The organism is Rahnella selenatireducens (assembly GCF_046449555.1).
GTDB classification, from domain to species: domain Bacteria; phylum Pseudomonadota; class Gammaproteobacteria; order Enterobacterales; family Enterobacteriaceae; genus Rahnella; species Rahnella selenatireducens.
Map to the genome: position 1 here is coordinate 1 of NZ_JBKEZJ010000022.1, position 26,049 is coordinate 26,049.

Below are 26,049 nucleotides of genomic sequence, written 5' to 3' on the forward strand. Positions count from 1 at the left end.
CTTCAATGAGGTCGTTTTTTTATGTCTGAAATCTGACGTTATTCCGATTTTTCGTCTTTCGCTGCTTTACGCTTTTTTTTCAGCTTATCCCAGATTTTCCCTTCCTGACCGCGCCAGAGACGCTGAATATTATCGTGATGACGCAATAAAATCAGGCAGGAAAGCATGGCGACCGGGAATGTGAATTCAGGTTTGAACCACCAGACATAGAAAGGCGCAATGAGCGCACTGACAATCGCGCCAAGCGAAGAGTATCCGCTGAGCAGCACGGTCAGAAGCCACGTGCCGGTCATCAGGCCAGTTAAGTCCCAACCGATAGGGGCAATGGCACCGAAAGCGGTAGCCACGCCTTTGCCGCCTTTAAAGCGGAAGAAAACCGGGTAGATATGGCCGACGCACGCCGCAATGGCGGTCAGACCAAGATACATCGGAGGAATGTTCAGACGGTACGCCAGCCAGACGGGCAGCATGCCTTTAAGAACATCGAAAATCAGAACGGCCGCTGCGGCCGCGCGTCCACCCAGGCGCAAAACATTCGTGGCACCGGGATTGCCAGAGCCAGCAGTGCGCGGATCCGGTAAGCGGGCGACCCGGCAGACCAGAATCGCACTCGAAATCGAGCCGCAAAGGTAGGCGAAAATAATCATTCCAAGCGCGGTAGCACTCATAAAGCCGTTCCGTCTAATAAGGGTCGTTTTAATCGCAACATCCATGGATAATACGCATTTTCTGCTGGAAGTGGTATCCGGCTGGGCCAAAAACAGAGAATCGCGTGATGGATATCGTATTTATTGAGCAACTAAATGTAATCACCACTATCGGCGCTTACGACTGGGAACAGACCATTAAACAGAAACTGGTGTTCGATATCGAAATGGCCTGGGACAATCGAAAATCAGCCGCCAGTGACGATGTGAATGACTGTTTAAGCTACGCCGATGTCAGTGATGCGGTCATTGAACATGTCTCCTCACAGAATTTTGCGCTAGTTGAACGCGTTGCCGAAGAAGTGGCGGCGCTGCTGCTGGCGCGGTTTAACTCGCCGTGGGTACGCATTAAGCTCAGCAAACCCGGTGCGGTCGCGCAGGCGACGAACGTTGGCGTGCTGATTGAGCGCGGAAAACGCAGTTAAAATCTGCCCTGAACAAAATTCAGAACCCGGTCGTATTTTAATTGTCATAAAAAAGCGTTAAAAGAGCACTCGGGGTAACGGGTCTCCCTTTGCAGAAGCGGCGTAAATGATGCCGCTTTTTTATTGTTTGTTGCTTTAGCTGTTTTTTTCCGATAAGCGGATACTTAATAGGGTTGGGTCGATAATGATTGCTGAAAGTCATTCATTGCTTGTTGCGGCTATTTTGGGTGTTGTTGAAGGGCTGACGGAATTCCTGCCAGTCTCCTCGACCGGTCACCTGATTATTGTGGGTAATCTCCTTGGTTTTACGGGAGATACGTCGAAGTCCTTTGAGGTGGTCATTCAGCTGGGGTCGATTCTGGCTGTAGTTGTGATGTTCTGGCGTCGTTTGTTTGGCATGATTGGCCTGCATTTTGGCAAACCACCGGTTCATGAAGGCACCGGCACGCGCCGTCTCAATCTCGGGCATATTATTCTGGGGATGATCCCGGCGACTGTATTGGGCCTGCTTCTGCATTCACAGATTAAATCCCTTTTTGAGCCGAAATACGTCATGTACGCGCTGGTTATCGGCGGTGTTTTACTGATTGCTGCGGAATTGCTGAAGCCCAAAAAACCGCGCGCGGAAGGGCTGGATGACATTACCTACGTGCAGGCGTTTATGATTGGCGTCTTCCAGTGTCTGGCGCTTTGGCCGGGATTTTCCCGCTCCGGGGCGACCATCAGCGGGGGGATGTTAATGGGGATCAGCCGTTTTGCGGCGTCTGAATTCTCGTTCCTGCTGGCAGTCCCGATGATGATGGGCGCGACGGCTCTGGATTTGTACAAGAGTTACAGCTTCCTGACCCTGGCCGATTTGCCGATGTTTGCGACCGGTTTCATTGCCGCTTTCGTTGTGGCGCTGATTGCGATTAAAACCTTTCTGGCCGTGATTAAACGCATTTCGTTTATCCCGTTTGCGATTTATCGCTTCTTCGTCGCTCTGGCGGTGTACTTCGTCTTTATTGCCTGATTTTTCATTCAATCATGCAAGAAAAAGCCCCACCGGTCATTTTGCCGTGCGGGGCTTTATTTTTGTGCTTTTCAACGCGATCAGGCGCAGAAATTTAAACCGCGGTTTCCTGAGTTTGCTTCCAGTCAGCCAGTGCCTGCGTGCGCCGTTTTTTCAATTCATCGCGGATCGCCATTCCCTGAAAACCGGCATCCAGCACTTCTTTATTGGAAATACTGTTCGCCACCCTGAAGGCCTCACGCAAGTAATCGCCCTGCGGATAAGGGTTATTTTCGAACGTCGTACGCCCGCGCGCGTCAGCTTCGCTGGTCATGATCATCTGTTCGAGACGCTGCGGTTTACGCCAGACGTCGATGGTATCGAACAGTTTCAGCAAGGTTTCAGGGCGGAGCTTATTCACGGTGTGGATGAGGTCATGGAACTCGGCGACCAGTTTTGCCAGATCGCGTATATGTGTCGGCACTTTCAGGCGCTGGCAAATATTCTCTACCAGTTTAACGCCCGCCGGGCCGTGACCGTGATGATGTGGCCAGTATTGCGGCGGCGTCAGGCCCTTCCCTAAATCGTGGCACAGTGCAGAAAAACGCACGTCGACGTCAGGCGTCAGCGTGCTGGCGATTTTCAGTGTCATCAGCGTATGAATGCCGGTATCAATTTCCGGATGCCATTTCTCCGGCGCGGGCACGCCAAACAACGCATCGATTTCAGGGAATAACACTTTCAGGGCGTCGCAATCCCGAAGCACCTGAAAATACACCTGCGGATCCTGCGTTTGCAGCGCCTTTTCGGTTTCTTTCCACACGCGTTCTGCCGTCAGGGCTTCCAGCTCACCGCTTTCGGCCATCTGCTGCATCAGCGCCTGTGTTTCAGGAGCAACGGTAAAACCTAAATGGGCAAATCGCGCCGCGAAACGGGCTACGCGCAGAACGCGTAACGGATCTTCCCCGAATGCATCAGAAACGTGGCGCAGCAGGCGCAATTCGATGTCACGCTGGCCGTGATAAGGGTCGAAAAGTTCGCCGCTGTCACTTTTGGCGATTGCGTTAATAGTCAGGTCACGCCGCATCAGATCCTGTTCGAGCGTGACATCCGGCGCGGCATAACAGGTAAAGCCGTTATAGCCTGAACCCGATTTTCTTTCCGTCCGCGCCAGCGCGTATTCATCATGAGTTTTGGGATGCAGGAACACCGGGAAATCTTTGCCGACCTGCTGATAACCGTTTTCCAGCATATATTCAGGCGTTGCGCCGACCACCACCCAATCGTGTTCAGACACAGGCAGGTTTAATAAACTGTCTCGGACTGCGCCGCCGACCAGGTAAATCTCCACGCGATAACTCCTGAAATAAGTCAATTCCAACGCATTATGCTGCTGAAAGCCGAGCAGGGCGCTCTGCTTTTATCATAGCAAAGTTGTGTGATTGATTTGCGGATTGATGCAAACACGAAAAGGCACCGGAGTGCCTTCACGTTGAACGAAAAGTTGGAGCGGGTTAAGCGATCAGCTCATCCAGCGATCTTTTTTCCTGCGACGCGGAACCAAATGAGGCAATACCAGACCCAGCACCAGACCGACACCGGCAACGCCACCGCCGTACATAAACCATTGTAAAATAATGGTACGTTGCTTGTCGTCGAGCTGAACATTCACCGCGTCCACTTTCTTCTGCGCAACAATCAGCTGATTTTTCAGATCCTGATTTTCTTTCTTCAGGTTGTTGATGATGCTGTCGCTGGAGCCGACTTTCGTCTGCATTTCAGCGGTACGCTGGTTCCAGCTGGAATCGATATTCGTCAGCTTATCGGTCAGCGTTTTAACCTGCTGTTCCAGATCCGGAACGCGGGTACGCAGGCTTGGGAGGTTACTTAACTGGTCGAGAGGGATCCACGCGGTTTTCCCTTTTGAGTCAACAATTTCGCCGTATTTAGTGCTGTCGTTGACGCTGCGCAGGGTGACTTCATCACCGGCATTCAGGGTTCCAACGATACGATACTGGTTGCCAGGACCACTGTGGATATAGGTGATCAGGTCATCTGAGATATAGCGCTTCTCGTCGGCGTGGGCAGTCCATGTGATGCTTAAACCAAGCAAAGCGAAACCAATTAGGCGTAATTTCTGCATTATTTCATCGTTTCTTTGTGAATTTAGGGAACGTGAAGTGCGGATCCGTTTGATCGGGATACGTCTTCTGGCAACCGCCATTTTCAGGCCATTGCGGCAAATTATCCGGTCAGTGCAATAAAAGTTTGGTTATTGCGAAACTTTGGAAACCGATAGTAAGGGCAACAGTGTGACGACGCAATGTATAAACCGGAATGAGAACTATCTTACAATCCCGCAACATGCGGCTTGCGCGCTGTGCTTATGGTAGAATTGGAGCGACGCGTTAATCCCTTATTGGCAGCAAAGAATCGGTGTGAAGACTCCTATGACCGTAGAAATAGAATTAAAATTTATCGCCACCCCGGCCGCAATTGCCGAACTTCCTTCGCAGCTCGCGGTTTTCAACGCTGAGCACACCGCGCCATCGAAACTGACCAACATCTATTTTGAGACCGCGGATAACTATTTACGTTCGCATGATATTGGTCTGCGTATCCGTGGCTTTGACGATCAGTATGAAATGACCCTCAAAAGCGGCGGAAAAGTGGTGGGCGGGCTGCATCAGCGCCCGGAATATAATGTTGAACTGAAAAAGCCGATGCTGAAACTCAGCGCGTTCCCGAAAGATATCTGGCCGGAAGGGTGTAAGCCTGCCGCGCTGCAAAAAGAACTGGCACCGCTATTCCGCACAGATTTCACCCGCGAGAAGTGGGTGATCACTTACGGCGAAAGCGAGATAGAGCTGGGTCTGGATCAGGGCGAAGTGATCGCCGGTGAGTTGTCTGAGGCGCTGGCCGAAATTGAGCTTGAGCTGAAAAAAGGCAATACCGCTGATTTACTGAAACTGGCGGCAGAAATAGGTGCGCACGGCGGTTTACGTCAGGGCGGCTTCAGCAAGGCGGCTCGCGGTTATCATTTGGCGAAAGGCAATCCTGCGCGTGAAATTAAACCGCTGCCGGTCTTTAAAGCTAAGCCTAAAGCCACCGTTGAACAGGCGATGTCGGCGATGTTCGAACTGGCGCTGGATCACTGGCAGTATCATGAAGAACTCTGGGTGCGCGGTGATAAAACGGCGCGCCTGACCGTATTACAGGCGGTGGAAACCGTGCGCCAGGTTCTGGTTCTGTTCGGCGGGCTGGTGCCGCGTAAAGCGTCTTCCGAACTGCGCACGCTGCTTACCGATCTGGTGCCGGTGCTGGAACAGAAATCTGCCGATGCGCAGGACATTTGCTATAGCGCGACCTACCTGAAATGTAAATTAGTGCTCACATCCTGGCTTGCAACCTCTGGCTGGACGCCGTTTATCGATGATAAATCGGCTAAAAAACTGGAAGGCTCCTTCAAGCGTTTCGCAGATATTATGCTGGGCCGTACCGCAGCAGATCTGAAAGAGGCGTTCGCGCAGCCGTTGACCGAGGAAGGGTATCGTGACCAACTGGCCCGCCTGAAGCGCCAGATTATTACTTTCCATCTGTTGGCCGGCGCGTACCCGGACAAAGACGTTGCCGCGTATATTGCCGGTTGGGTCGAGTTGCAGCAGGCCATCGTTCAGCAACAACATGCGTGGGAGGATTCAGCCCGTTCTCACGCGGTGATGATGGATGCCTTCTGGTTAAATGGACAACCTCGTTAATTGACTGATAAGCCTGGGCAAAAAGCCCGGGCTTTTTTTTGCAAGGAACCCGATTTCATGCTGCCACTTTCTTCTGTTTTACACGACCACGCCCGGAATGTGCTTGAGCGCTGGCGTGAACATCCCGAAAAGCCCTCTCTTCCCGATGACGCCTCGCTTGCGGTACTGACGAGCAGTGAATTCGTGACGGACAGTTTGCTGGCGTTTCCGCAGTGGTGGCAGGAAATCGAGCAAAACCCGCCTCAGGCGCAGGAGTGGCAACTTTACCGGCAGTGGCTCGACGAATCGCTGGCGGAAGTGGCAGATGAAAACGGTCTAATGAAATCGCTGCGTCTGTTCCGCCGCCGCATTCTGACCCGCATCGCCTGGTCGCAGTCGGCGCAAACCAGCGAAGCCAAAGATACCCTGCAACAGCTGAGTGAACTGGCAGAATTGTTGATTGTCAGCGCCCGTGACTGGCTGTATGACGCCTGCTGTCGCGAATTCGGTACACCGGTGAATGCGGCGGGTGAAGCGCAAAGAATGCTGATCCTCGGGATGGGGAAACTGGGCGGCGGCGAGCTGAACTTCTCTTCCGATATCGACCTGATTTTTGCCTATCCTGAAAACGGCCAGACGCAGGGAGGCCGCCGTCAGCTGGATAATGCGCAGTTCTTCACCCGCCTCGGGCAGCGGCTGATTAAATCGCTGGATCAGCCGACGATTGACGGATTTGTCTATCGTGTGGACATGCGTTTGCGTCCGTTTGGCGACAGCGGTCCGTTGGTGATGAGTTTCCCGGCGCTGGAAGATTATTATCAGGAACAGGGCCGCGACTGGGAGCGTTATGCGATGGTCAAAGCGCGCCTGATGGGCGGCGCGGATGATGCCAGTAGTCAGGAACTGCGCAAGATGCTAATGCCGTTTGTATTCCGCCGGTATATCGATTTCAGCGTGATTCAGTCATTGCGCAATATGAAAGGGATGATTGCCCGTGAAGTAAGGCGCCGGGGCCTGAAAGACAACATCAAACTCGGGGCAGGCGGTATTCGCGAAATTGAATTTATCGTGCAGGTTTTCCAGCTGATCCGCGGCGGCCGCGAACCGGCATTGCAGCAACGGGCACTGTTACCGACCTTGCAGGCGCTGGAAAATCTGGGCTTATTACCGGTTGAACAAGTTCTGCAATTGCGCACCAGCTATCTGTTCCTGCGCCGCCTGGAAAATCTTCTGCAAGCCATCGCCGACGAACAGACGCAGACGCTGCCTTCCGATGAACTCAATCAGTCGCGTCTGGCGTGGGGCATGAATTTTGACGGCTGGCCGTCGCTTCTTGATACGCTGAACGCCCATATGCAGGCCGTGCGTTCGGTCTTTAACGATCTGATTGGCGACGACACGCCGGACGCCGAAGACGATCAGCAGCATTCTCAGTTCAGCAGTTTGTGGATTGATGCGCTTGAGCCTTCCGAACTCGCGCCGCTGGTGCCTCAGCTTGAGGAAAACGCCCAGCGCCATATCCTGCAACAGATTGCGGAATTCCGCCGTGATGTGGATAAACGTACCATCGGGCCGCGCGGTCGCGATCAGCTGGATTTGCTGATGCCGCGTTTGCTGGCACAGGTTTGCACCTATAAAAATGCCGACGTCACGCTGCAACGCCTGATGCAGTTGCTGCTCAACATCGTCACCCGCACAACCTACATCGAGCTGCTGGTTGAATACCCCGGCGCGCTCAAGCAACTGATTCGTCTGTGCGCGGCCTCGCCGATGGTCGCCAACCAGCTTGCGCGCCATCCATTATTACTCGACGAACTGCTCGATCCGCGCACCCTTTATCAGCCGATTGAGCTGGGTGCATACCGCGATGAGCTGCGTCAGTATCTGATGCGCGTGCCGACGGAAGATGAAGAACAGCAACTGGAAGCCGTGCGCCAGTTCAAGCAGGCGCAGCATCTGCGCATTGCCGCCGGAGATATTTCCGGTGCACTGCCGGTCATGAAAGTCAGCGACCATTTAACCTATCTGGCCGAAGCAATTCTTGAAGTTGTAGTGCAGCAGGCGTGGGATCAGATGGTCCTAAAATACGGTCAGCCAGCGCATCTTCAGCACCGTGAAGGGCGCGGTTTTGCGGTTATCGGTTATGGGAAATTAGGCGGCTGGGAGCTGGGTTACAGTTCTGATCTGGATCTGGTTTTCCTGCTTGATTGCGCGCGGGAGGTGATGACTGACGGCGAACGCGTGATTGACGGGCGTCAGTTCTATCTGCGTCTGGCGCAGCGAATTATGCACCTCTTCAGCACGCGCACCTCGTCGGGCATTTTGTATGAAGTGGATCCGCGTCTGCGGCCTTCCGGCGCTTCCGGCATGCTGGTCAGCACCATCGAAGCATTTGCGGATTATCAGGCCAACGAAGCCTGGACGTGGGAACATCAGGCGCTGGTGCGCGCTCGCGTCGTCTACGGCGACCCGATTCTCACGCAGCAGTTTGATGCCACGCGGCGCGACATCCTCTGCCGTCAGCGCGACGATGCGGAGCTGCGCAAAGAAGTCCGGGAAATGCGTGAGAAAATGTACCAGCATCTCGGCAGTAAAAAAGCCGGTGAGTTTGATCTGAAAGCCGATCCCGGTGGCATCACGGATATTGAATTCATTGCACAATATCTGGTCTTACGTTTCGCCCACGATCAGCCAAAGCTGACGCGCTGGTCTGATAACGTCAGGATTTTTGAGCTGATGGCGCAATACGACATCATGCCGGAAGACGAGGCCCGTAATCTGACCCATGCTTACGTGACGCTGCGCGATGAAATTCATCATCTGGCGTTACAGGAGCACAGCGGAAAAGTTGCCGCTGAAAGTTTTGCCAGCGAACGTGCGCAAATCCGCGCCAGCTGGGAAAAATGGTTGAGCTGAGGGTTTTTATTCGAGGGACAGGCGCTTGTGATATTATCCGGCGCACTATTTCTATGTTGAGTTTTGCCTGTTTTGGAGTCTTGGGATGAAAGTGACTTTGCCTGATTTTCACCGCGCGGGTGTGCTGGTGGTCGGTGACGTAATGTTAGACCGCTACTGGTATGGCCCGACCAACCGTATTTCACCGGAAGCTCCGGTACCGGTCGTGAAGGTGAATACCATCGAAGAACGCCCTGGCGGCGCGGCTAACGTGGCGATGAACATTTCGTCCCTCGGTGCCTCTTCCCGTCTGATCGGTCTGACCGGTGTGGACGATGCGGCGCGTGCGCTGAGCGAACGTCTGGCGGAAGTGAAGGTAAACTGCGATTTCGTGGCGCTGGCTTCTCATCCGACCATAACCAAACTGCGTATTCTTTCGCGCAACCAGCAGCTGATCCGCCTCGACTTCGAAGAAGGTTTCGAGGGCGTTGATCTGCAACCGATGCTGACCAAAATTGAACAGGCGTTACCGCAAAGCGGTGCGCTGGTGCTGTCGGATTACGCCAAAGGCGCGCTGACTGAAGTGCAGAAAATGATCCAACTGGCGAGAAAAGCCGGTGTGCCGGTGCTGGTGGATCCTAAAGGTTCTGACTTTGAACGCTACCGTGGCGCGACGCTGCTGACACCGAATCTTTCCGAGTTTGAAGCGGTAGTGGGCCGTTGTAAAAACGAAGACGAAATCGTGGTTCGCGGCATGCAGCTGATTGAAAACTTCGAGCTTTCTGCGCTGCTGGTGACCCGTTCAGAAAACGGTATGACATTGTTGCAGCCGGGCAAAGCCCCTTTCCATATGCCAACGCAGGCGCAGGAAGTGTATGACGTGACCGGTGCCGGTGACACGGTGATCGGTACGCTGGCGGCAGCGCTGGCGGCAGGCAATACGCTGGAAGAAGCCTGTTTCCTGGCAAATGCTGCGGCGGGAGTTGTGGTTGGCAAACTCGGGACATCAACCGTTTCTCCGGTCGAGCTGGAAAATGCCATCGGCGGGCGTTCAGACGTGGGTTTCGGCGTGATGACCGAAGAACAGCTTAAAGCTGCGGTCGCAATGGCGCGTCAGCGCGGCGAGAAAGTCGTCATGACCAACGGCATTTTTGACATCCTGCACGCGGGCCATGTGTCTTATCTGGCGAATGCCCGTAAGCTCGGCGATCGTCTGATTGTCGCGGTGAACAGCGATGCTTCCACCAAACGTCTGAAAGGGGAAACCCGCCCGGTGAATGCGCTGCAAAATCGTATGATTGTGCTGGGGGCGCTCGGCGCGGTGGACTGGGTTGTGTCGTTTGAAGAAGATACGCCACAGCGTCTGATCGCCGGGATCTTGCCAGATCTGCTGGTGAAAGGCGGCGACTACAAACCGGAGCAAATTGCCGGTAGTGTTGAAGTCTGGGCGAACGGTGGCGAAGTGCGCGTGCTGAATTTTGAAGATGGTTTATCTACCACCAAAATCATCAATCAGATCAAAGCGCAGGACTGATTTTCTGCGGTTGAATTTCTGATGTTCGCACCGAAGGGCTTATCTGATAAGCCCTTTTCTTTTTGATTTTCACTCAAAAAAACAAACGGAAGTGACTCTGTTGTGAGCGGATTAAAACAGGAATTAAGTCTGGCGCAGGGCGTCGGACTGCTCTCCACTTCATTATTGGGAACCGGCGTTTTCGCGGTGCCTGCGCTTGCCGCGCAGCTGGCGCAAAACGACAGTCTGTGGGCATGGCCAGTGCTGATCCTGCTGGTGTTCCCGATTGCGATTGGCTTTGCCGCGCTGGGCCGGCATTTCCCGAGTGCAGGCGGTGCCGCGCATTTCGTGGGAAAAGCGTTCGGGCCGCACATGGCGCGAGTGACTGGCTGGCTGTTTTTGTCGGTTATTCCGGTCGGATTGCCCGCAGCGCTGCATATTGCCGCCGGGTTCTGGCAGGCGGCTTTTGGCTGGAGCAGCGAAAATCTGCTGCTGGTTCAGTTGGGAACGCTGTTCGTTATCTGGTTTTTGGGCACGCGCAGCGCGGGATCCAGCGCGAATATCCAGACGCTGATCGCGCTTTTGGTCGTCGCCCTGGTCGTGGCAATCTGGTGGAAAGGAGATATCTCGTTGCCGGAAATCCCGCTGCCTGCGGTGCGTGATGTTTCGCCCTCCAGTCTGTTTGATGCGCTGGCCGTGATGTTCTGGTGCTTTGTCGGGCTGGAGGCGTTTGCGCATCTGGCGACAGAATTTCGTAATCCGGAACGTGATTTTCCGCGCGCGCTGCTGATAGGCATGCTGGTGGCCGGTGCGGTGTACTGGGGCTGTACGGTCGCGGTATTGAAATTTCATGCGTGGGGAGAAGGGCGGGAAGCGGGCGCGTCATTGCCGGGAATTGTGGTGCAGCTTTTCGGGCAAAAAGCGCTGTGGGTGGCCTGCATTATTGGTTACCTGGCCTGCTTTGCCAGCGTGAATATTTATACGCAAAGCTTCGCCCGGCTGGTGTGGTCACAGGCGCAGCTGAAACCCGAAAGCAAACTGGCACAACTTTCTGCTCAGCAGGTGCCAGTCGCGGCGCTTAATCTGGTGGTCGGCTGCTGTATATTGTTCACGTTACTGATTTACTGGCTGCATTTACCGCTCGGCGCACTGATTACCTACGCTAACGGGATCTTCATTCTGATCTATCTGTTGTGCATGATTTCCGGAGCAAAAATCCTCACAGGTCGGTCAAAATGGATGGCAACGCTGGGGGCGGTTCTGTGTTGCGGGCTGCTGGCGATGGTCGGCTGGAAATCACTGTATGCGCTGGTGGTGTTCGCGGCGCTATGGGTATTGCTGCCACGGGTAAAAACAGTGCTTCGCCCGCAATAGTGCCTGAGTTAAACACATAAGAAAGGCCTGCTCAGCAGGCCTTTTCTGTTTCCAGCGGGCTTGTGTCTACGGAAAGTCAGGCAGGATCTTGCGGTTTTTCCGCTTCGGTCAGTTTGCCTTCCAGCGCGGCCAGACGTTGCTCCAGCACGGCCAGTTTTTCGCGGGTACGCAGCAAAACCTGGGTCTGCACGTCAAATTCTTCGCGATTGACTAAATCCATACGGCTGAACTGCGCCTGTAATACCTGACGGATTTTCTTCTCGGCATCTTCACCAAACTCACGGATCCCTTTCGGCATCGATTCGTGAACCTGGCGGGCAATTTGTTCAATTTTTTTCGGGTCAATCATGTTATTTCCTTTTCTCGAAGGAGGTGCTTTTCCTTAGTGTAATCGCTGACGCTGTTTCTATAAACCTTCAGAGGCACTAAATGGCCAAACCACAGGATTGCTCTGCTCATTTATTGGCGTTATAGTTGCTTTGCTTATTCTCAGGGCGGGGTGAAAGTCCCCACCGGCGGTAAACCACAGAATACCGGAAGGATCATAATCCCTTCTATGTGGAAGCCCGCGAGCGCTCAATCCTTCGGGGTTAGAGGTCAGCAGATCCGGTGTAATTCCGGGGCCGACGGTTAAAGTCCGGATGGGAGAGAGTAACGATTCAAGCCGGGCAAAATTTTGCCCGCTGCGTTATTTTTTATAACTGTAGCACGCCCTCGGCTGCCGCAGCTAGCCTCCTCAAGACGCCCTGATTCTGGTAATCCACATACAGAACATGAGGTTATTTTTACCATGAATCAGACCCTACTTTCCGAATTCGGTACATCCACTGAACGTGTTGAACGTGCTCTCGACGCGATGCGTAATGGCGTGGGTGTGTTGGTACTGGATGACGAAGATCGTGAAAACGAAGGCGATTTAATCTTTGCCGCCGAAAACATGACCGTTGAACAAATGGCGCTGACTATTCGCCACGGCAGCGGCATCGTCTGCCTGACCATGAACGAAGACAGTCGTAAAAAGCTCGATTTGCCGATGATGGTTGAGAACAACTCCAGCCCGTTCCAGACACCTTTCACCGTGACAATTGAAGCTGTTGAAGGCGTGACGACCGGTGTTTCTGCGGCTGACCGCATTACTACCATTCGTGCAGCCATCAAAAATGGCGCGAAACCTTCTGACCTGAACCGCCCGGGGCATATCTTCCCGCTGCGTGCACAAGCAGGCGGCGTGCTGACCCGCGGTGGTCATACCGAAGCGTCAGTGGATCTGGCCATATTAGCCGGGCTCAAGCCGTTCGGCGTGCTGTGCGAACTGACCAACGATGACGGCAGCATGGCGCATGCGCCGGAAGTGATCGTCTTTGCCCGCGCACATAATATGCCCGTTGTGACGATTGCCGATCTGGTGGCATACCGCCAGGCGCAGACCCGTCAGGCAAGCTGATCTGCCGGTTATGCGCATTAAGAAAGGCCGCTTATGCGGCCTTTTTGCTATCTATTCCTGCATTTTGTCTGAACCGAAAATTCCCACTCATTGCTTTTGATTTGCCTCTTCAAATTTATTGAACATCTCCTTCACCGTTATCCGGCTGTAACCCTGAATGAAAAAGAGTACCGTATTTTCATTACGCGGCATGTTGCCCGGCAACGCTGCTCTCTTTCATTTTGCGGTAAGGAATTCATGATGACGACTCAACGTATGCCCGCACTCTTCTTAGGCCACGGCAGCCCGATGAATGTGCTGGAAGATAACGTTTATACCCGTGCCTGGCATACGCTGGGCGAATCTTTGCCACGTCCAAAAGCGATTCTGGCCGTATCTGCCCACTGGTTTACCCGCGGGACGGCGGTGACGGCGATGGAAAACCCGCGCACCATCCATGATTTTGGTGGTTTTCCGCAGGCGCTGTTTGATAAACGTTATCCGGCACCGGGTTCACCGGCACTGGCAAAACGCGTGCAGGAATTACTCAGCCCGGTCAGTGTGATTTCTGATACCAGCGAGTGGGGTTTTGACCACGGCACGTGGGGCGTATTGATCAAGATGTATCCGGACGCCGATATTCCGGTGATCCAGCTGAGCATCGACGGCACGCAGCCACCAGAATATCACTATGAACTGGGCAAAAAGCTGGCCACGCTGCGTGACGAAGGCGTGATGATTGTTGCCAGCGGTAACGTGGTGCATAACCTGCGGATGGTGAAGTGGGACGGTAAAGGGGAGCCATATCCGTGGGCGACCTCTTTCGAAACGTTCGTGAAAGATAATCTGGCCTGGAAGGGAGAAGCGAAAGATCACCCGCTGGTCAATTTCATGGAACATGAAGGCGGCGCGTTATCGAATCCGTCTCCGGATCACTATCTGCCGTTACTGTATGTATTGGGCGCGTGGGATGGTGCGGAACCGATCACTAAACCGACCGACGGGATCGTCATGGGATCGCTTTCAATGCTGTCCGTTCAGGTGGGTTGATCAGAAAGATAAAAGGATAATGAATGTCTTCATTATCCTTTTCTATGCATTTTTATCCGACGATGGTATGCGGATAGAAACGTGACAGATCCTGCGTGATCAGCGCCTTATCTTCGCGGATGCCAATCCCGCAAGGCTGATCGTTGACCAGCCAGCTGCCGATCAGCGTGTAGCTGCCTTCGAATACCGGCAACGGATGGAACTGTTGCACGATCATGCCTTCTGCACCATACGGGCCGTCAACGCGGGCCACTTCCTGGCCTTTTTCGATGACTTTGATGTTTGCGCCTTCGCGGGAGAACAGCGGTTTCACCACGTAATGTTCCAGTTCCGGATGTGCATCTTCAGCGAAATACGCCGGTAAGAGATTCGGGTGATCCGGGAACATTTCCCACAGCAACGGCAGCAGGGCTTTGTTCGACAAAATGGCTTTCCAGGCAGGTTCCAGCCAGCGAACACCGGCGTCTTCCAGCTTGGTGGCGAACACTTCGCGGAACATAAATTCCCACGGATACAGTTTGAACAGGTTGGAAATCACCTGATCCTGCGTATCGGTAAACTGCCCGCGTTCGCCCAGACCGATTTCTTCGATAAACAGGAATTCGCTGGCCAGTTCAGCTTCCAGCGCGCAGTCCTGTAAATACTGAACGGTGCCGCGATCTTCTTCGGTGTCCTGACAACAGGCAATGTGTAGCAACGAAAAACCGTGCTCGTTTTTCAGCTCGCTGAAACGTTCGATCAGCTTTTCCTGCAAACTGTTGTACTGATCGGCATCCGGCGGCAAGTTCCCCGCAGCGACTTGATCTTCGAGCCAGAGCCACTGAAAGAAAGCCGCTTCGTAAAGCGAGGTCGGCGTATCCGCGTTATTTTCCAAAAGCTTAGGCGGGTTAATTCCGTCATAGGCCAGATCCAAACGGGAATACAGAGACGGTTGCTGCGTGCGCCATGAACTGCGGACAAATTCCCAGACGTGTTTCGGGATCTGGAATTTCGCCATCAGTTTGTCGTCATTCACCACGCGCTCAACCACTTTTAAGCACATCTGATGGATGTCGGCAGTGGCGTCTTCAATCTCTTCAATCTGCGCCAGCGTGAACTGATAATAAGCATCTTCACACCAGTAGGGTTCGCCATACATGGTGTGAAAATTGAAGCCAAACTCCGTGGCTTTTTCGCGCCAGTCCGGGCGCTCATTAATCGCTAAACGTTTCATTATATCTCTTAGCCACCCATGCTGCGGCCAGGGCTGCGAGGTGCCGCAGAGGAGCTGCGTTGCATTGAGGTTTGTTTGGCAACGCTGTCGCCGAAGCCACCGCGTGTAATGGTATTTGTGACAGCCGGTTTCGGTGCCATGGCGGTTCTTGGGACGTTCATGGTGCGGCCGCCTGCGGTTGCCGGGCCATAGTTTTTGCCGGTGGCATCAACGAATTTGCCATTTGCCGGGCTGGCCGGGTTTTTAGAGCTGAAAAGAGGTTGCTGCGCGTAAGCGCCGCCGCTCATCATCCGGCCCATCATGTAGCCTGCCATCAAAGGCATCCACATGCTGCCACTGCTCTGGCCTTCGGCTGAAGCGACACCAGCCTGCGCGGGAGCCTGAGTACACTGGCCTTCGCCGAACTCAGCAATACAGTCTTCACGGCTGGCGTATTTAGGTGCCGTTTTTGCCGCTTCTGTTTTGGCTGCATTGTAGGCATCGACGCACTGCGTGCTGCCGGACGGATTGGCTTTCGTACAGTCGTCAGCATTCTGATACAAGGAAACCGTTTCGTCGGTTTTCTCACAGGCAGACAACATAAAGACGGCGCTGACCGCCAGTGCGACAGGTGTGATTCGAGAGCTACGCCATGATTTACGGAAGGTAGCCAGGTTTATGTGTTGTGTCCGTTTCATCGTTCTTATCCCATGTGTAGGGCTTTTTTGCCCTTTCCCAGTAGGGCCTAAGAATAGGGGAAAGCGGGTGATTGTTAAAGCAGCGAAGGCAATTGTTACGAGACTTTACAGAGGTGCGTGACGGAGGCAAAAAAAAAGCAGCCTTTTCAGGCTGCCTTGGTCGTTCCGATGAAAATAGAAATCCGCCAGATTTAGTTCTGGAAAGGATTACCGCTTTTCTTCGTGGTATGCGTTTGGGTCGTTGCGCTGGCTTTTTCAGTACGTGGCGCAGCCGCAGTGCTGTTGCCATAACCGTCCGCCGTGGCGTCCTGCTGCGGGGTTTCAGGTGCAACCTGATCCGGTGCCGTTGGCACAGGTTTACCCAAAGCACCGTTCAGTGCCAGCAGATCGCTTTCGTTCAGCGTACCCAGTGCTGACTTGATGTTCAGCTGGTTGATCAGGTACGTGTAACGTGCGCTGGAAAGCTGTTGTTTGGCGTTATACAGCGTGGTGGTCGCATCGAGAACATCAACGATTGTACGGGTACCAACCTGATAACCGGCTTCCATCGCATCCAAAGAACTCTGAGCAGAAACAACGGCTTGTTTATAGGCGTTGATGCTGCTGATAGAGGCAGAAATGTTGTTGAAGGAAGAACGTACGGTCTGAACAACGCTGCGGTGCGCGCTTTCAAGCTGCTCGCTGGCGCCCACAAAGTTGTACTGAGCCTGTTTCACCTGAGAGGTTACAGAACCGCCGCTGTACAGTGGCAGGGAGAAGCTCAGGCCGACTTTGTTCTGGCCCGCATCGGCGTCCTGATAGCTGGACGAACCGCCGGTTTTATCGCCGTGGTATTTGGTGTTGCTGATACCGGTAGACGCGGTCAGATCCACCGTTGGCATGTGGCCGGTTTCCGCATAACGGATTTGCTCACGTGCCAAATCTTGTGACAGACGCGCAGAGAGCAAGCTCAGGTTACGGCTTTCGGCTTCTTTCAACAGCGTGGCGACCGGTTGCGGACGCGTGGTGTTGAAGTTATCGACATTCAGGGACGACAGTTGCGGATAGTAAACGCCGGTAACCTGACGCAGTGCTTCGAGCGCGTTATCCAGATTATTACGTGCGGTCACTTCATTCGCTAATACGGTGTCGTATTGTGAACGGGCGTTTTGTACGTCGGTGATGGCAACCAGGCCGACATTAAAACGCTGCGTGGTTTGATCTAACTGACGGTAAATTGCCTGTTTCTGCGCTTCGGTATAGGAGAGTGAATCAATAGCACTCAATACGTTGAAATAAGCCGTCGCAGAATTCAGGATTAAAGATTGCTGGTCCGTCTGGTAAGACACATCCTGAATACCGGCAGTTTTTTCCTGCAAAGTCAGGGCGCGCCATTTTGACATATCAAAAAGGGTCTGCGTTAATTGCAGGCTGGCACTGCCTACATCGCTATTAACGCCATTCGCATCGCGGTAGCCATTGGTATAACCATAATCCGCACCCAAACCGAGTTGCGGTAATAAAGGACTGCGGCTTTCGTTGATTTTTTCGAATGCGGCATCCCGGTCAGCAGCGGATTTGCGCAGGTCCGGGTTACTCGTCCTGGCTTGCTGATAGACCTGCATCAGGTTTTCGGCCTGGCTTATCGTACTGAAGCCGCCCAGGCTGAGTCCGATGAGAAGGGGGAGCAGTTTCTTCATTTGCATTCCTTGTTGTGCAGCAATGTTGTTATGTATGGTGGCGCAGTCAAATAAACCAATAGACGCGGATTCTAGCAGAGTCAGGCTAGCGGGGAGGTTGGCTTAACGTGCCTTCCCCGCAGGATGTGCCTAAATCTATCACAAACAACCTTGATTATTATTAACGCATTTTCATCAAACTGACCTCAAAGGACGATAAATTGCCTTTATGAGGGAAGAGGAAAACAATCCATGTGTGCATTCAAAAGTTCACCGATTAGTTTCGGTAAAGATGATGTAGAAATTATTGCACGTGAGACGCGATATAAAGGTTTTTTTTCTATTATTGCATATCGGTTTCGTCATCGGCTGTTTAATGGGGAAATGAGCGGCGAAGTTGTGCGTGAAGTTTTCGAAAGGGGCCATGCGGCGGTGTTGCTGCCTTATGATCCGCAGCGCGATGAAGTCGTGCTGATTGAACAGATCCGCATCCCATGTATTGATTCCAGTGATACCCCATGGCTTCTGGAGATGGTCGCCGGTATCATTGAAGAGGGCGAGACAGTCGAAGATGTCGCCCGCCGTGAAGCACTCGAAGAAGCGAACATTGTGGTAAAACGCTGTAAACCGGCTCTGAATTACCTGGCCAGCCCGGGCGGAACCAGCGAGCGTCTTTCTATCATGGTCGGCGAAGTCGATGCGACAACGGCAGAAGGAATTCACGGTCTGAAAGCAGAAAATGAAGACATCCGGGTGCATGTTGTGAGCCGCGAACAGGCTTACCGCTGGGTGGAAGAGGGAGCGATAGATAATGCGGCATCAGTGATTGCCCTGCAATGGCTGCAGCTACACCATGAATCCCTGATAAAAGAGTGGGCCAACGAATGATTAAGCGCTATACCCCTGATTTCCCTGAAATGATGAGATTGTGCGAAACCAATTTCGCACAATTGCGCCGTTTGATGCCGCGTACCGATGAGCCCGGTGAAACAGTGACATATCAGGTGAGTAGCGCCACTTATTGCCTGACGATCCTCGAATCAACGCGCTATACGTCGCTGGTGGAAATCAAACAGACCGCACCGGCCGTCAGTTACTGGAGCCTGCCTTCGCTGACGGTTCGCCTGTATCACGACGCCATGGTGGCCGAAGTGTGTGCGAGTCAGCAGATCTTTCGCTTCAAAGCACGCTATGATTACCCTAATAAAAAGTTGCATCAGCGTGATGAAAAGCATCAAATTAACCAGTTCCTGGCGGACTGGCTGCGTTATTGCCTTGCGCACGGAGCGATGGCAATTCCGGTGTGTTAGACAGACTTCAACAACAAAGGAAACGATTTGGAAAGCCTGTTTAAACTGCCTTTGGTGAATGGGGCCAAAGTCAGAATTCTACAGATTACAGATACCCATCTTTTTGCCGGTGAAGATGAGACACTGCTGGGCGTGAATACGTTTAACAGCTATCGCGCGGTGTTGGACGCTATAAAAGCACAGCAGCGCGAAGTCGATATCATCGCGGCAACAGGTGACCTGGCTCAGGATCAGTCGGTGGAAGCCTACCATCAGTTTGCCCGTGGCATCAGCGAACTGGCGGCACCCTGTGTCTGGTTGCCCGGCAACCACGATTTCCAGCCTGCAATGGTGAATGCTTTGCAGGATGCCGGGATCAGCCCCTCTAAACATGTCCTTCTCGGTGAAGACTGGCAGATAATTCTGCTCGATACGCAGGTTTTCGGCGTGCCGCACGGAGAGCTGAGCGAGTATCAGCTGGAATGGATGGAGCGTTGCCTGAACACCTATCCCGATCGCTTTACCCTGCTGATGCTTCATCACCATCCGCTGCCGTCGGGTTGTACCTGGCTTGATCAGCACAGCCTGCGTAACGCGCACATGCTGGCGAATGTTCTGGTGAATTACCCGAAAGTGAACACGCTTTTGTGCGGCCACATTCACCAGGAGCTGGATCTCGACTGGTACGGACGTCGCCTGTACGCCACGCCGTCTACCTGCGTCCAGTTCAAACCGCATTGCACCAATTTTACGATTGATACCGTCGCACCGGGCTGGCGTTATCTCGATTTGTATCCAGATGGCCGTGTCGAAACCCAGGTTTTCCGTCTGGAAACCAGCGAGTTTCATCCTGACACTGAGTCGGACGGGTACGAATGAATACCTTACTTTACCTGCACGGTTTCAACAGTTCACCGAACTCGGCTAAAGCCACGTCGCTTAAAAACTGGCTGGCGCAGAACCATCCTGAAATCGACATGGTGGTTCCGCAATTACCGCCGTATCCGGTCGATGCGGCTGAGCAGCTTGAAAACTTAGTGATCCGTCATGCGGGTAAAAAGCTGGGCATTGTCGGTTCCTCGCTGGGCGGGTATTACGCCACCTGGTTGTCGCAATGTTTTGCCGTACCCGCGGTGGTGGTTAACCCCGCCGTGAAACCGTATGAACTGCTGATCGACTTCCTCGGGCAAAACGAGAACCCCTACACCGGCCAGCAATATGTGTTAGAGTCACGCCACGTTTACGATCTGAAAGTCATGCAGATTGAACCGCTGGAGTCGCCGGATTTACTCTGGTTACTGCAACAAACGGGCGATGAAATCCTCGATTACCGTCAGGCTGTGGCGTATTACACTGCCTGTCGCCAAACGGTCGAACCTGAAGGAAATCATGCATTTGTCGGCTTTGAACGCTATTTTTCGCCGATTGTAGATTTTCTTGAGCTCGCGGCAGACTAACATCGTCAGGGTGACGTTTTCCCCGCATGTTTCGCGTCTGCTTGCTGCCAGTGCTTCCGCCCGCCCAAATACTGTATCGTTAGCCCACAAACCTATGAGCCACGAATAATCAACGATGAGCCAATCAACTTATAACGCGGATTCCATAGAGGTCCTCAGCGGACTCGAACCGGTGCGCCGCCGTCCGGGCATGTATACCGATACCACCCGGCCAAATCACCTCGGCCAGGAAGTCATAGATAACAGCGTCGATGAGGCATTAGCCGGTCACGCAAAGCGTATCGAAGTGATCCTCCATGAAGATCAGTCTCTCGAAGTCATTGACGATGGCCGCGGCATGCCGGTGGATATCCACCCGGAAGAAGGCGTGCCAGCTGTTGAACTGATCTTCTGCCGTTTGCACGCTGGCGGTAAATTCTCCAATAAAAACTATCAATTCTCCGGCGGCCTGCACGGCGTGGGGATTTCGGTGGTGAATGCCTTATCCAAACGTGTCGAAGTGGCGGTAAAACGCGGCGGAGAAGTGTATGAAATGGCGTTTGAAAACGGCGACAAAGTTGAAGATTTGCACGTCACCGGCACCTGCGGTAAACGCACTACCGGTACCAGCGTACATTTCTGGCCTGACGGCAGTTTCTTCGACAGCCCGCGTTTTTCGGTCAGCCGCCTCAGCCATTTGCTCAAAGCAAAAGCCGTACTGTGCCCTGGCGCTGAAATCATTTTCAAAGACAAAGTGAATAACACCGAGCAACGCTGGTGTTATGAAGACGGTCTGACCGACTACCTGATGGAAGCGGTGAACGGCCTGATTACGCTGCCTGAAAAAGCATTCGTCGGTACGTTTGCCGGTGACACCGAAGCGGTTGACTGGGCGTTGCTGTGGCTGCCGGAAGGCGGTGAACTCCTGACGGAAAGCTACGTCAACCTGATCCCGACCATGCAGGGCGGTACGCACGTCAATGGTCTGCGTCAGGGTCTGCTGGATGCCATGCGCGAATTCTGTGAATTCCGTAACATCCTGCCGCGCGGCGTAAAATTGTCAGCGGAAGATATCTGGGAGCGCTGCGCGTATGTGCTTTCGGTGAAAATGCAGGATCCGCAATTCGCCGGCCAGACCAAAGAACGCCTGTCTTCACGTCAGTGCGCCGCTTTTGTTTCCGGCGTGGTGAAAGATGCGTTTAGCCTGTGGCTGAATCAGAACGTACAGGCTGCAGAACAGCTGGCCGAGCTGTGTATTTCCAGCGCTCAGCGACGTCTGCGTGCCGCCAAAAAAGTGGTGCGTAAGAAACTGACCAGCGGCCCGGCGCTGCCGGGCAAACTGGCGGACTGTACGTCGCAAGATCTGAACATGACCGAACTGTTCCTGGTGGAAGGGGATTCCGCAGGCGGTTCTGCCAAACAAGCGCGTGACCGTGAATATCAGGCGATCATGCCGCTGAAAGGGAAGATCCTTAACACGTGGGAAGTCTCTTCCGATGAAGTGCTGGCCTCGCAGGAAGTTCACGATATTTCCGTGGCGATCGGTATTGATCCGGACAGTGAAGATCTTAGCCAGCTGCGTTACGGCAAGATTTGCATCCTTGCGGATGCGGACTCCGACGGTTTGCACATCGCCACCTTGCTGTGTGCGCTGTTTGTCCGTCACTTCCGTTCGCTAGTTCGTGGTGGTCACGTGTATGTGGCGATGCCGCCTTTATACCGTATCGATCTGGGCAAGGAAGTGTTCTATGCGCTGGACGAGCAGGAAAAAGAAGGCGTGCTGGATCAGCTGAAACGCAAGAAAGGCAAGCCGAACGTTCAGCGCTTTAAAGGTCTGGGTGAAATGAACCCTCTGCAACTGCGCGAAACCACGCTCGATCCTAATACCCGTCGTCTGGTGCAGCTGACCATCGACGAAGACGATATCGATCAGACGCTGCGCATGATGGATATGTTGCTGGCGAAGAAACGTTCTGAAGATCGCCGTAACTGGTTGCAGGAAAAAGGCGACACCGCCGAACTGGACGTTTGATCTTTCAGATTGCCGCATAAAAAATGCCGGATGCTTTGCAGCTCCGGCATTTTTTTAGTCAAGCCCGTCAGACGTTCAGGCTTTCTCAATAATATGGATCACCACATCCTGCACATCGGCTTTGATGTTTTCGCGATGTTTGTCCATATGATCGGCCTGTTGATGCGCTTCGAGATGCGCCAGGCTTTCCCAGTCTTCCAGCATGAAAATAGAATCCGGAGCGGTTTTACGCCACGGAACCTGACCGTTGAAATCAACGTAAGGTTCATAGCGATGGCAGCCTTTCTCGGCGAGAACGCTTGGCAGCAGCGCTGTGATTTTTTCCATAACCGAATCGCGACGGCCTGGTTTTACTTTGATTTCAGCAATAACGGTAATCATAAATACCTCTTTCCCGGGTGACTTTTTACCTTAGGCCTGACCGAACACATTTTCAAGGTGAGCGCGGTAGTTGGCGAAATCACGTTCAACATCAGGTTGTTTGATCACGTCATTGCACATGAAGGTTGGCAGGGTATCCAGGCCGATGAACTGGTTGGCTTTGTGCTGCGCCAGATAAACGCCATCGACGCCAACGCCGTGGAAGAACTGCTCTTTATCTTCGAAGGCTTCCAGCGGGGCATTCCAGGTGACAGAAAGCATGTAGCTTTTACCCTGCAACAAGCCACCAGAGCCGTATTTTTTGGACTCATCAGAACGGGTACGGCCATCGCTGGCGTACAGTTTACCGTGGCCTTCGGTGAAGACTTCATCGACGTATTTTTTCAGCGTCCACGGCATGCCCATCCACCAGCCTGGCTGCTGATAAATGATGGCGTCAGCCCACAGATAACTTTCGATTTCGGTCTGTACGTCGTAACCCTCTTCGAGAACGGTGACGCGCACGTCGTGGCCCGCGTCACGCAGGAAGCTGCTGGCGACGTCAGTCAGGCTGTTGTTCAGGGCGCCTTTTGAATGGGCAAAAGTCTTGCCGGCATTGATAATCAGGATATTGCTCATGGTCTTTTCCTTAAATTGAATTCTGGCTCTCAGGCTGTTATCACATAGTGTACCCAACTCCGCAGGGCGGAAAAATGTGATATTGCGCACAAGACTATTGACTCAGATGCAATAATGACAAGAAAAGACGTTGGATTTCGCCATCTGGCGTTCTCAAAACCGCTTAAAAATCCCGCACAAACACAGCAACTGTGACAGCCATGCGGCAGATGATGTACTATCGCGAACATCATTGCCCTGCGGCAGCCGTCTTTGCGCGCCCGCGGGTGCAAGCTTCCTTAATTTCCAAAACGATAACGCCACGGGTCTGAGGATTAAACATCAATGAGCGAAATGACTCATGACGGAACAGAGCGTTTAGCACTGCACACGTTTACCGAGAACGCCTATCTCAACTATTCCATGTACGTCATCATGGACCGCGCGCTGCCGTTTATCGGCGACGGGCTGAAGCCGGTACAGCGCCGTATTATTTATGCGATGTCCGAGCTGGGCCTGAGCAATAACGCCAAATTCAAAAAATCAGCACGTACCGTCGGTGACGTGCTGGGTAAATACCATCCGCACGGCGACAGCGCCTGCTACGAAGCGATGGTGCTGATGGCGCAGCCGTTCTCTTACCGTTATCCGCTGGTTGACGGACAGGGGAACTGGGGTGCACCGGATGACCCGAAATCCTTCGCCGCAATGCGTTATACCGAATCGCGCCTGTCGAAATATGCGGAAGTTCTGTTACGCGAATTAGGTCAGGGAACGGTCGACTACGTCCCGAACTTTGACGGCACCATGCAGGAGCCGAAAATGCTGCCTGCACGTCTGCCGAACATTCTGCTTAACGGCACCACCGGTATTGCCGTGGGTATGGCGACAGATATTCCGCCGCACAACATCCGCGAAGTCGCCGCTGCTGCGGTCGCACTGCTGGAAAAACCGGGCAGTTCTCTCGAAGATTTGCTCGAATTTGTTCAGGGGCCGGACTTCCCGACCGAAGCTGAAATCATCACGCCGCGCAACGAAATCCGCAAAATGTACGAATCGGGCAAAGGCTCGGTGCGCATGCGTGCGGTCTGGCACAAAGAAGACGGCAGCGCGGTCATCACCGCATTGCCGCATCAGGTTTCCGGCGCAAAAGTGCTCGAGCAAATCGCCAGCCAGATGCGTGCCAAGAAACTGCCGATGGTTGAAGATCTGCGCGACGAATCGGATCACGAAAACCCGACGCGTCTGGTCGTGGTGCCGCGTTCCAACCGTATCGATCTTGATCAGGTCATGAACCATCTGTTCGCGACCACGGATCTGGAACGCAGCTACCGTATCAACATGAACATGATTGGCCTGGATCACCGTCCGCAGGTGAAAGGGCTGGTGGAAATCCTGACCGAATGGCTGGCCTATCGTCGTGATACCGTGCGTCGTCGTCTGAATTTCCGTCTCGATAAAGTGCTGAAACGCCTGCACATCCTCGAAGGTTTGCTGGTTGCGTTCCTCAATATCGACGAAGTCATTCATATCATCCGTACCGAAGATGAGCCGAAACCAGTGCTCATGCAGCGTTTCGAATTATCGGATACGCAGGCGGAAGCCATCCTTGAGTTGAAATTACGCCATTTGGCAAAACTCGAAGAAACCAAAATTCGCGGCGAACAGGACGAACTGGCGAAAGAGCGCGATCAGCTTCAGGCGCTTTTGGCGTCAGAACGCAAACTCAGCACGCTGATCCGCAAAGAAATTCAGGCCGATGCCGAAGCCTTTGGTGACGAGCGTCGTTCGCCAATCACCGAGCGCGAAGAAGCTAAAGCCATGAGCGAGCACGACATTGTGCCGTCCGAGCCGGTGACCATTGTGCTTTCCGAATCTGGCTGGGTGCGCAGTGCTAAAGGCCACGATATTGATGCTTCCGGCCTGAGCTACAAAGCGGGTGATAGTTTCCGCGCCGCCGCGAAAGGTAAGAGCAATCAGCCGGTGGTGTTTATGGATTCCACCGGACGCAGTTACGCGCTTGATCCGACGACGCTGCCTTCGGCACGCGGGCAGGGCGAGCCGCTGACCGGTAAACTCACGCCGCCGCCGGGTGCAACTATCGAACACGTTCTGATGGCGTCCGACGATCAGAAATTGCTGATGGCTTCCGATGCCGGTTACGGTTTCGTGTGTACCTTCAGCGACTTAGTGGCGCGTAACCGTGCCGGTAAGGCCATGATTACCCTGCCGGACAACGCCAAAGCGTTCGCCCCGATTGAAATCAGCGGCAACGATGACATGCTGCTGTCGCTCACTGCCGCAGGCCGTATGCTGCTGTTCCCGGTGGCTGATTTGCCGCAATTGTCGAAAGGTAAAGGTAACAAAATTGTTTCCATTCCTTCGGCGCAGGCAGCGAGTGGCGAAGACAAATTGGCCTGGCTACTGGTTCTGCCGCCGCAAACGTCCATTACGCTGCACGTCGGCAAGCGCAAACTGGTGATCCGTCCGGAAGAGTTACAGAAATTCCGTGCAGAACGCGGTCGCAAAGGAACGCTTCTGCCACGCGGCCTGCAACGGGTTGATCGCGTTGAAGTGGACGCGCCTGTCCGTGCTGCCGGTGGTGACAGCGAAGAATAAAACGGCTGTTGACCTTATCCAGTCAGGGCACA

23 protein-coding genes and 1 riboswitch are annotated in these 26,049 nt (G+C 53.5%); of the genes, 14 read left to right on the top strand and 9 right to left on the bottom strand.

Annotated elements, in window-relative coordinates; all coding sequences use genetic code 11:
* Window positions 1–38: 38 nt before the first annotated feature.
* Complete coding sequence (plsY, locus tag ACLBVC_RS22730; protein ID WP_410151515.1) at window positions 39–668, bottom strand: glycerol-3-phosphate 1-O-acyltransferase PlsY; 630 nt, start codon at window positions 666–668, stop codon at window positions 39–41.
* A 107-nt stretch (window positions 669–775) separates the two neighbouring features.
* Here plsY and folB point away from each other — a divergent pair, with 107 nt between their 5' ends.
* Together folB and bacA are read left to right on the top strand one after the other, a co-directional pair.
* A complete protein-coding gene (gene folB / locus ACLBVC_RS22735; RefSeq protein ID WP_410151516.1) occupies window positions 776–1,132 on the top strand; it encodes a bifunctional dihydroneopterin aldolase/7,8-dihydroneopterin epimerase in 357 nt (118 codons plus the stop codon).
* A gap of 187 nt (window positions 1,133–1,319) precedes the next feature.
* On the top strand, window positions 1,320–2,144 hold the full coding sequence (gene bacA, locus ACLBVC_RS22740) for an undecaprenyl-diphosphate phosphatase (RefSeq protein ID WP_410151542.1): 825 nt from the start codon (window positions 1,320–1,322) through the stop codon (window positions 2,142–2,144).
* Between the two features lie 94 nt (window positions 2,145–2,238).
* Here bacA and ACLBVC_RS22745 read toward each other — a convergent pair whose 3' ends face one another.
* Both ACLBVC_RS22745 and ACLBVC_RS22750 read right to left on the bottom strand, forming a co-directional pair.
* Window positions 2,239–3,474 (bottom strand): multifunctional CCA addition/repair protein, encoded by a 1,236-nt coding sequence (locus ACLBVC_RS22745; RefSeq protein WP_410151517.1) that lies wholly within the window; start codon window positions 3,472–3,474, stop codon window positions 2,239–2,241.
* Window positions 3,475–3,645: 171 nt separating this feature from the next.
* Window positions 3,646–4,266, bottom strand: a complete 621-nt coding sequence (locus ACLBVC_RS22750; protein WP_410151518.1) for a TIGR04211 family SH3 domain-containing protein — start codon at window positions 4,264–4,266, stop codon at window positions 3,646–3,648.
* A 307-nt stretch (window positions 4,267–4,573) separates the two neighbouring features.
* Here ACLBVC_RS22750 and ACLBVC_RS22755 point away from each other — a divergent pair, with 307 nt between their 5' ends.
* The 4 genes from ACLBVC_RS22755 (at window position 4,574) to yjeH (ending at window position 11,642) form a co-directional block, all read left to right on the top strand.
* Entirely contained in the window at window positions 4,574–5,881 is a 1,308-nt protein-coding gene (locus tag ACLBVC_RS22755; RefSeq protein WP_410151519.1) for a CYTH domain-containing protein, read from the top strand.
* 57 nt (window positions 5,882–5,938) lie between these two features.
* The gene (gene glnE, locus ACLBVC_RS22760) at window positions 5,939–8,776 is read left to right on the top strand and encodes a bifunctional [glutamate--ammonia ligase]-adenylyl-L-tyrosine phosphorylase/[glutamate--ammonia-ligase] adenylyltransferase (protein ID WP_410151520.1); all 2,838 of its coding nucleotides are present in this window, start codon (window positions 5,939–5,941) and stop codon (window positions 8,774–8,776) included.
* 85 nt (window positions 8,777–8,861) lie between these two features.
* Window positions 8,862–10,289: a bifunctional D-glycero-beta-D-manno-heptose-7-phosphate kinase/D-glycero-beta-D-manno-heptose 1-phosphate adenylyltransferase HldE gene (hldE, locus tag ACLBVC_RS22765; protein WP_410151521.1), complete on the top strand. Its 1,428-nt coding sequence runs from the start codon at window positions 8,862–8,864 to the stop codon at window positions 10,287–10,289.
* 102 nt (window positions 10,290–10,391) lie between these two features.
* Window positions 10,392–11,642 carry an L-methionine/branched-chain amino acid transporter gene (gene yjeH / locus ACLBVC_RS22770; protein ID WP_410151522.1) on the top strand — a complete coding sequence of 417 codons (1,251 nt, stop codon included), beginning with the start codon at window positions 10,392–10,394 and terminating at the stop codon, window positions 11,640–11,642.
* A gap of 76 nt (window positions 11,643–11,718) precedes the next feature.
* Here the strand turns inward: yjeH and ubiK are convergent, their stop codons facing one another.
* Window positions 11,719–11,991, bottom strand: coding sequence for a ubiquinone biosynthesis accessory factor UbiK (gene ubiK, locus ACLBVC_RS22775; protein WP_015695854.1), 273 nt, complete (start codon window positions 11,989–11,991; stop codon window positions 11,719–11,721).
* A 132-nt stretch (window positions 11,992–12,123) separates the two neighbouring features.
* A riboswitch (FMN riboswitch) is annotated at window positions 12,124–12,299 on the top strand.
* 133 nt (window positions 12,300–12,432) lie between these two features.
* On the opposite strand from ubiK, the gene ribB reads away from it, so the two are divergent.
* Window positions 12,433–13,086 carry a 3,4-dihydroxy-2-butanone-4-phosphate synthase gene (gene ribB, locus ACLBVC_RS22780; protein WP_410151523.1) on the top strand — a complete coding sequence of 218 codons (654 nt, stop codon included), beginning with the start codon at window positions 12,433–12,435 and terminating at the stop codon, window positions 13,084–13,086.
* Window positions 13,087–13,326: 240 nt separating this feature from the next.
* Window positions 13,327–14,115, top strand: coding sequence for a 4,5-DOPA-extradiol-dioxygenase (ygiD, locus tag ACLBVC_RS22785; RefSeq protein WP_410151543.1), 789 nt, complete (start codon window positions 13,327–13,329; stop codon window positions 14,113–14,115).
* Between the two features lie 52 nt (window positions 14,116–14,167).
* Here the strand turns inward: ygiD and ACLBVC_RS22790 are convergent, their stop codons facing one another.
* From ACLBVC_RS22790 to tolC, 3 genes are all read right to left on the bottom strand, one after another.
* On the bottom strand, window positions 14,168–15,328 hold the full coding sequence (locus tag ACLBVC_RS22790) for a glutathionylspermidine synthase family protein (RefSeq protein ID WP_410151524.1): 1,161 nt from the start codon (window positions 15,326–15,328) through the stop codon (window positions 14,168–14,170).
* 8 nt (window positions 15,329–15,336) lie between these two features.
* Window positions 15,337–16,005 carry a DUF1190 family protein gene (locus tag ACLBVC_RS22795; RefSeq protein ID WP_410151525.1) on the bottom strand — a complete coding sequence of 223 codons (669 nt, stop codon included), beginning with the start codon at window positions 16,003–16,005 and terminating at the stop codon, window positions 15,337–15,339.
* A gap of 191 nt (window positions 16,006–16,196) precedes the next feature.
* Window positions 16,197–17,684 (bottom strand): outer membrane channel protein TolC, encoded by a 1,488-nt coding sequence (tolC, locus tag ACLBVC_RS22800; RefSeq protein WP_410151526.1) that lies wholly within the window; start codon window positions 17,682–17,684, stop codon window positions 16,197–16,199.
* Between the two features lie 231 nt (window positions 17,685–17,915).
* Here tolC and nudF point away from each other — a divergent pair, with 231 nt between their 5' ends.
* From nudF to parE, 5 genes are all read left to right on the top strand, one after another.
* Window positions 17,916–18,551, top strand: coding sequence for an ADP-ribose diphosphatase (nudF, locus tag ACLBVC_RS22805; RefSeq protein WP_410151527.1), 636 nt, complete (start codon window positions 17,916–17,918; stop codon window positions 18,549–18,551).
* Window positions 18,548–18,973 (top strand): DUF1249 family protein, encoded by a 426-nt coding sequence (locus ACLBVC_RS22810; protein WP_095923552.1) that lies wholly within the window; start codon window positions 18,548–18,550, stop codon window positions 18,971–18,973. Before nudF ends, ACLBVC_RS22810 begins: the two co-directional genes overlap by 4 nt.
* A 27-nt stretch (window positions 18,974–19,000) precedes the next feature.
* On the top strand, window positions 19,001–19,831 hold the full coding sequence (gene cpdA / locus ACLBVC_RS22815; RefSeq protein ID WP_410151528.1) for a 3',5'-cyclic-AMP phosphodiesterase: 831 nt from the start codon (window positions 19,001–19,003) through the stop codon (window positions 19,829–19,831).
* On the top strand, window positions 19,828–20,409 hold the full coding sequence (gene yqiA, locus ACLBVC_RS22820; RefSeq protein ID WP_195815643.1) for an esterase YqiA: 582 nt from the start codon (window positions 19,828–19,830) through the stop codon (window positions 20,407–20,409). Before cpdA ends, yqiA begins: the two co-directional genes overlap by 4 nt.
* Window positions 20,410–20,524: 115 nt before the next feature.
* Window positions 20,525–22,420 carry a DNA topoisomerase IV subunit B gene (gene parE, locus ACLBVC_RS22825; protein ID WP_195815644.1) on the top strand — a complete coding sequence of 632 codons (1,896 nt, stop codon included), beginning with the start codon at window positions 20,525–20,527 and terminating at the stop codon, window positions 22,418–22,420.
* 75 nt (window positions 22,421–22,495) lie between these two features.
* On the opposite strand, the gene ACLBVC_RS22830 is transcribed toward parE, so the two are convergent.
* Both ACLBVC_RS22830 and ACLBVC_RS22835 read right to left on the bottom strand, forming a co-directional pair.
* The gene (locus ACLBVC_RS22830) at window positions 22,496–22,801 is read right to left on the bottom strand and encodes a putative quinol monooxygenase (RefSeq protein ID WP_101078426.1); all 306 of its coding nucleotides are present in this window, start codon (window positions 22,799–22,801) and stop codon (window positions 22,496–22,498) included.
* Window positions 22,802–22,831: 30 nt separating this feature from the next.
* A complete protein-coding gene (locus ACLBVC_RS22835; RefSeq protein WP_410151529.1) occupies window positions 22,832–23,419 on the bottom strand; it encodes an NAD(P)H-dependent oxidoreductase in 588 nt (195 codons plus the stop codon).
* A gap of 324 nt (window positions 23,420–23,743) precedes the next feature.
* Here ACLBVC_RS22835 and parC point away from each other — a divergent pair, with 324 nt between their 5' ends.
* The gene (gene parC / locus ACLBVC_RS22840) at window positions 23,744–26,017 is read left to right on the top strand and encodes a DNA topoisomerase IV subunit A (RefSeq protein WP_410151530.1); all 2,274 of its coding nucleotides are present in this window, start codon (window positions 23,744–23,746) and stop codon (window positions 26,015–26,017) included.
* The last annotated feature ends 32 nt before the right edge of the window (window positions 26,018–26,049 follow it).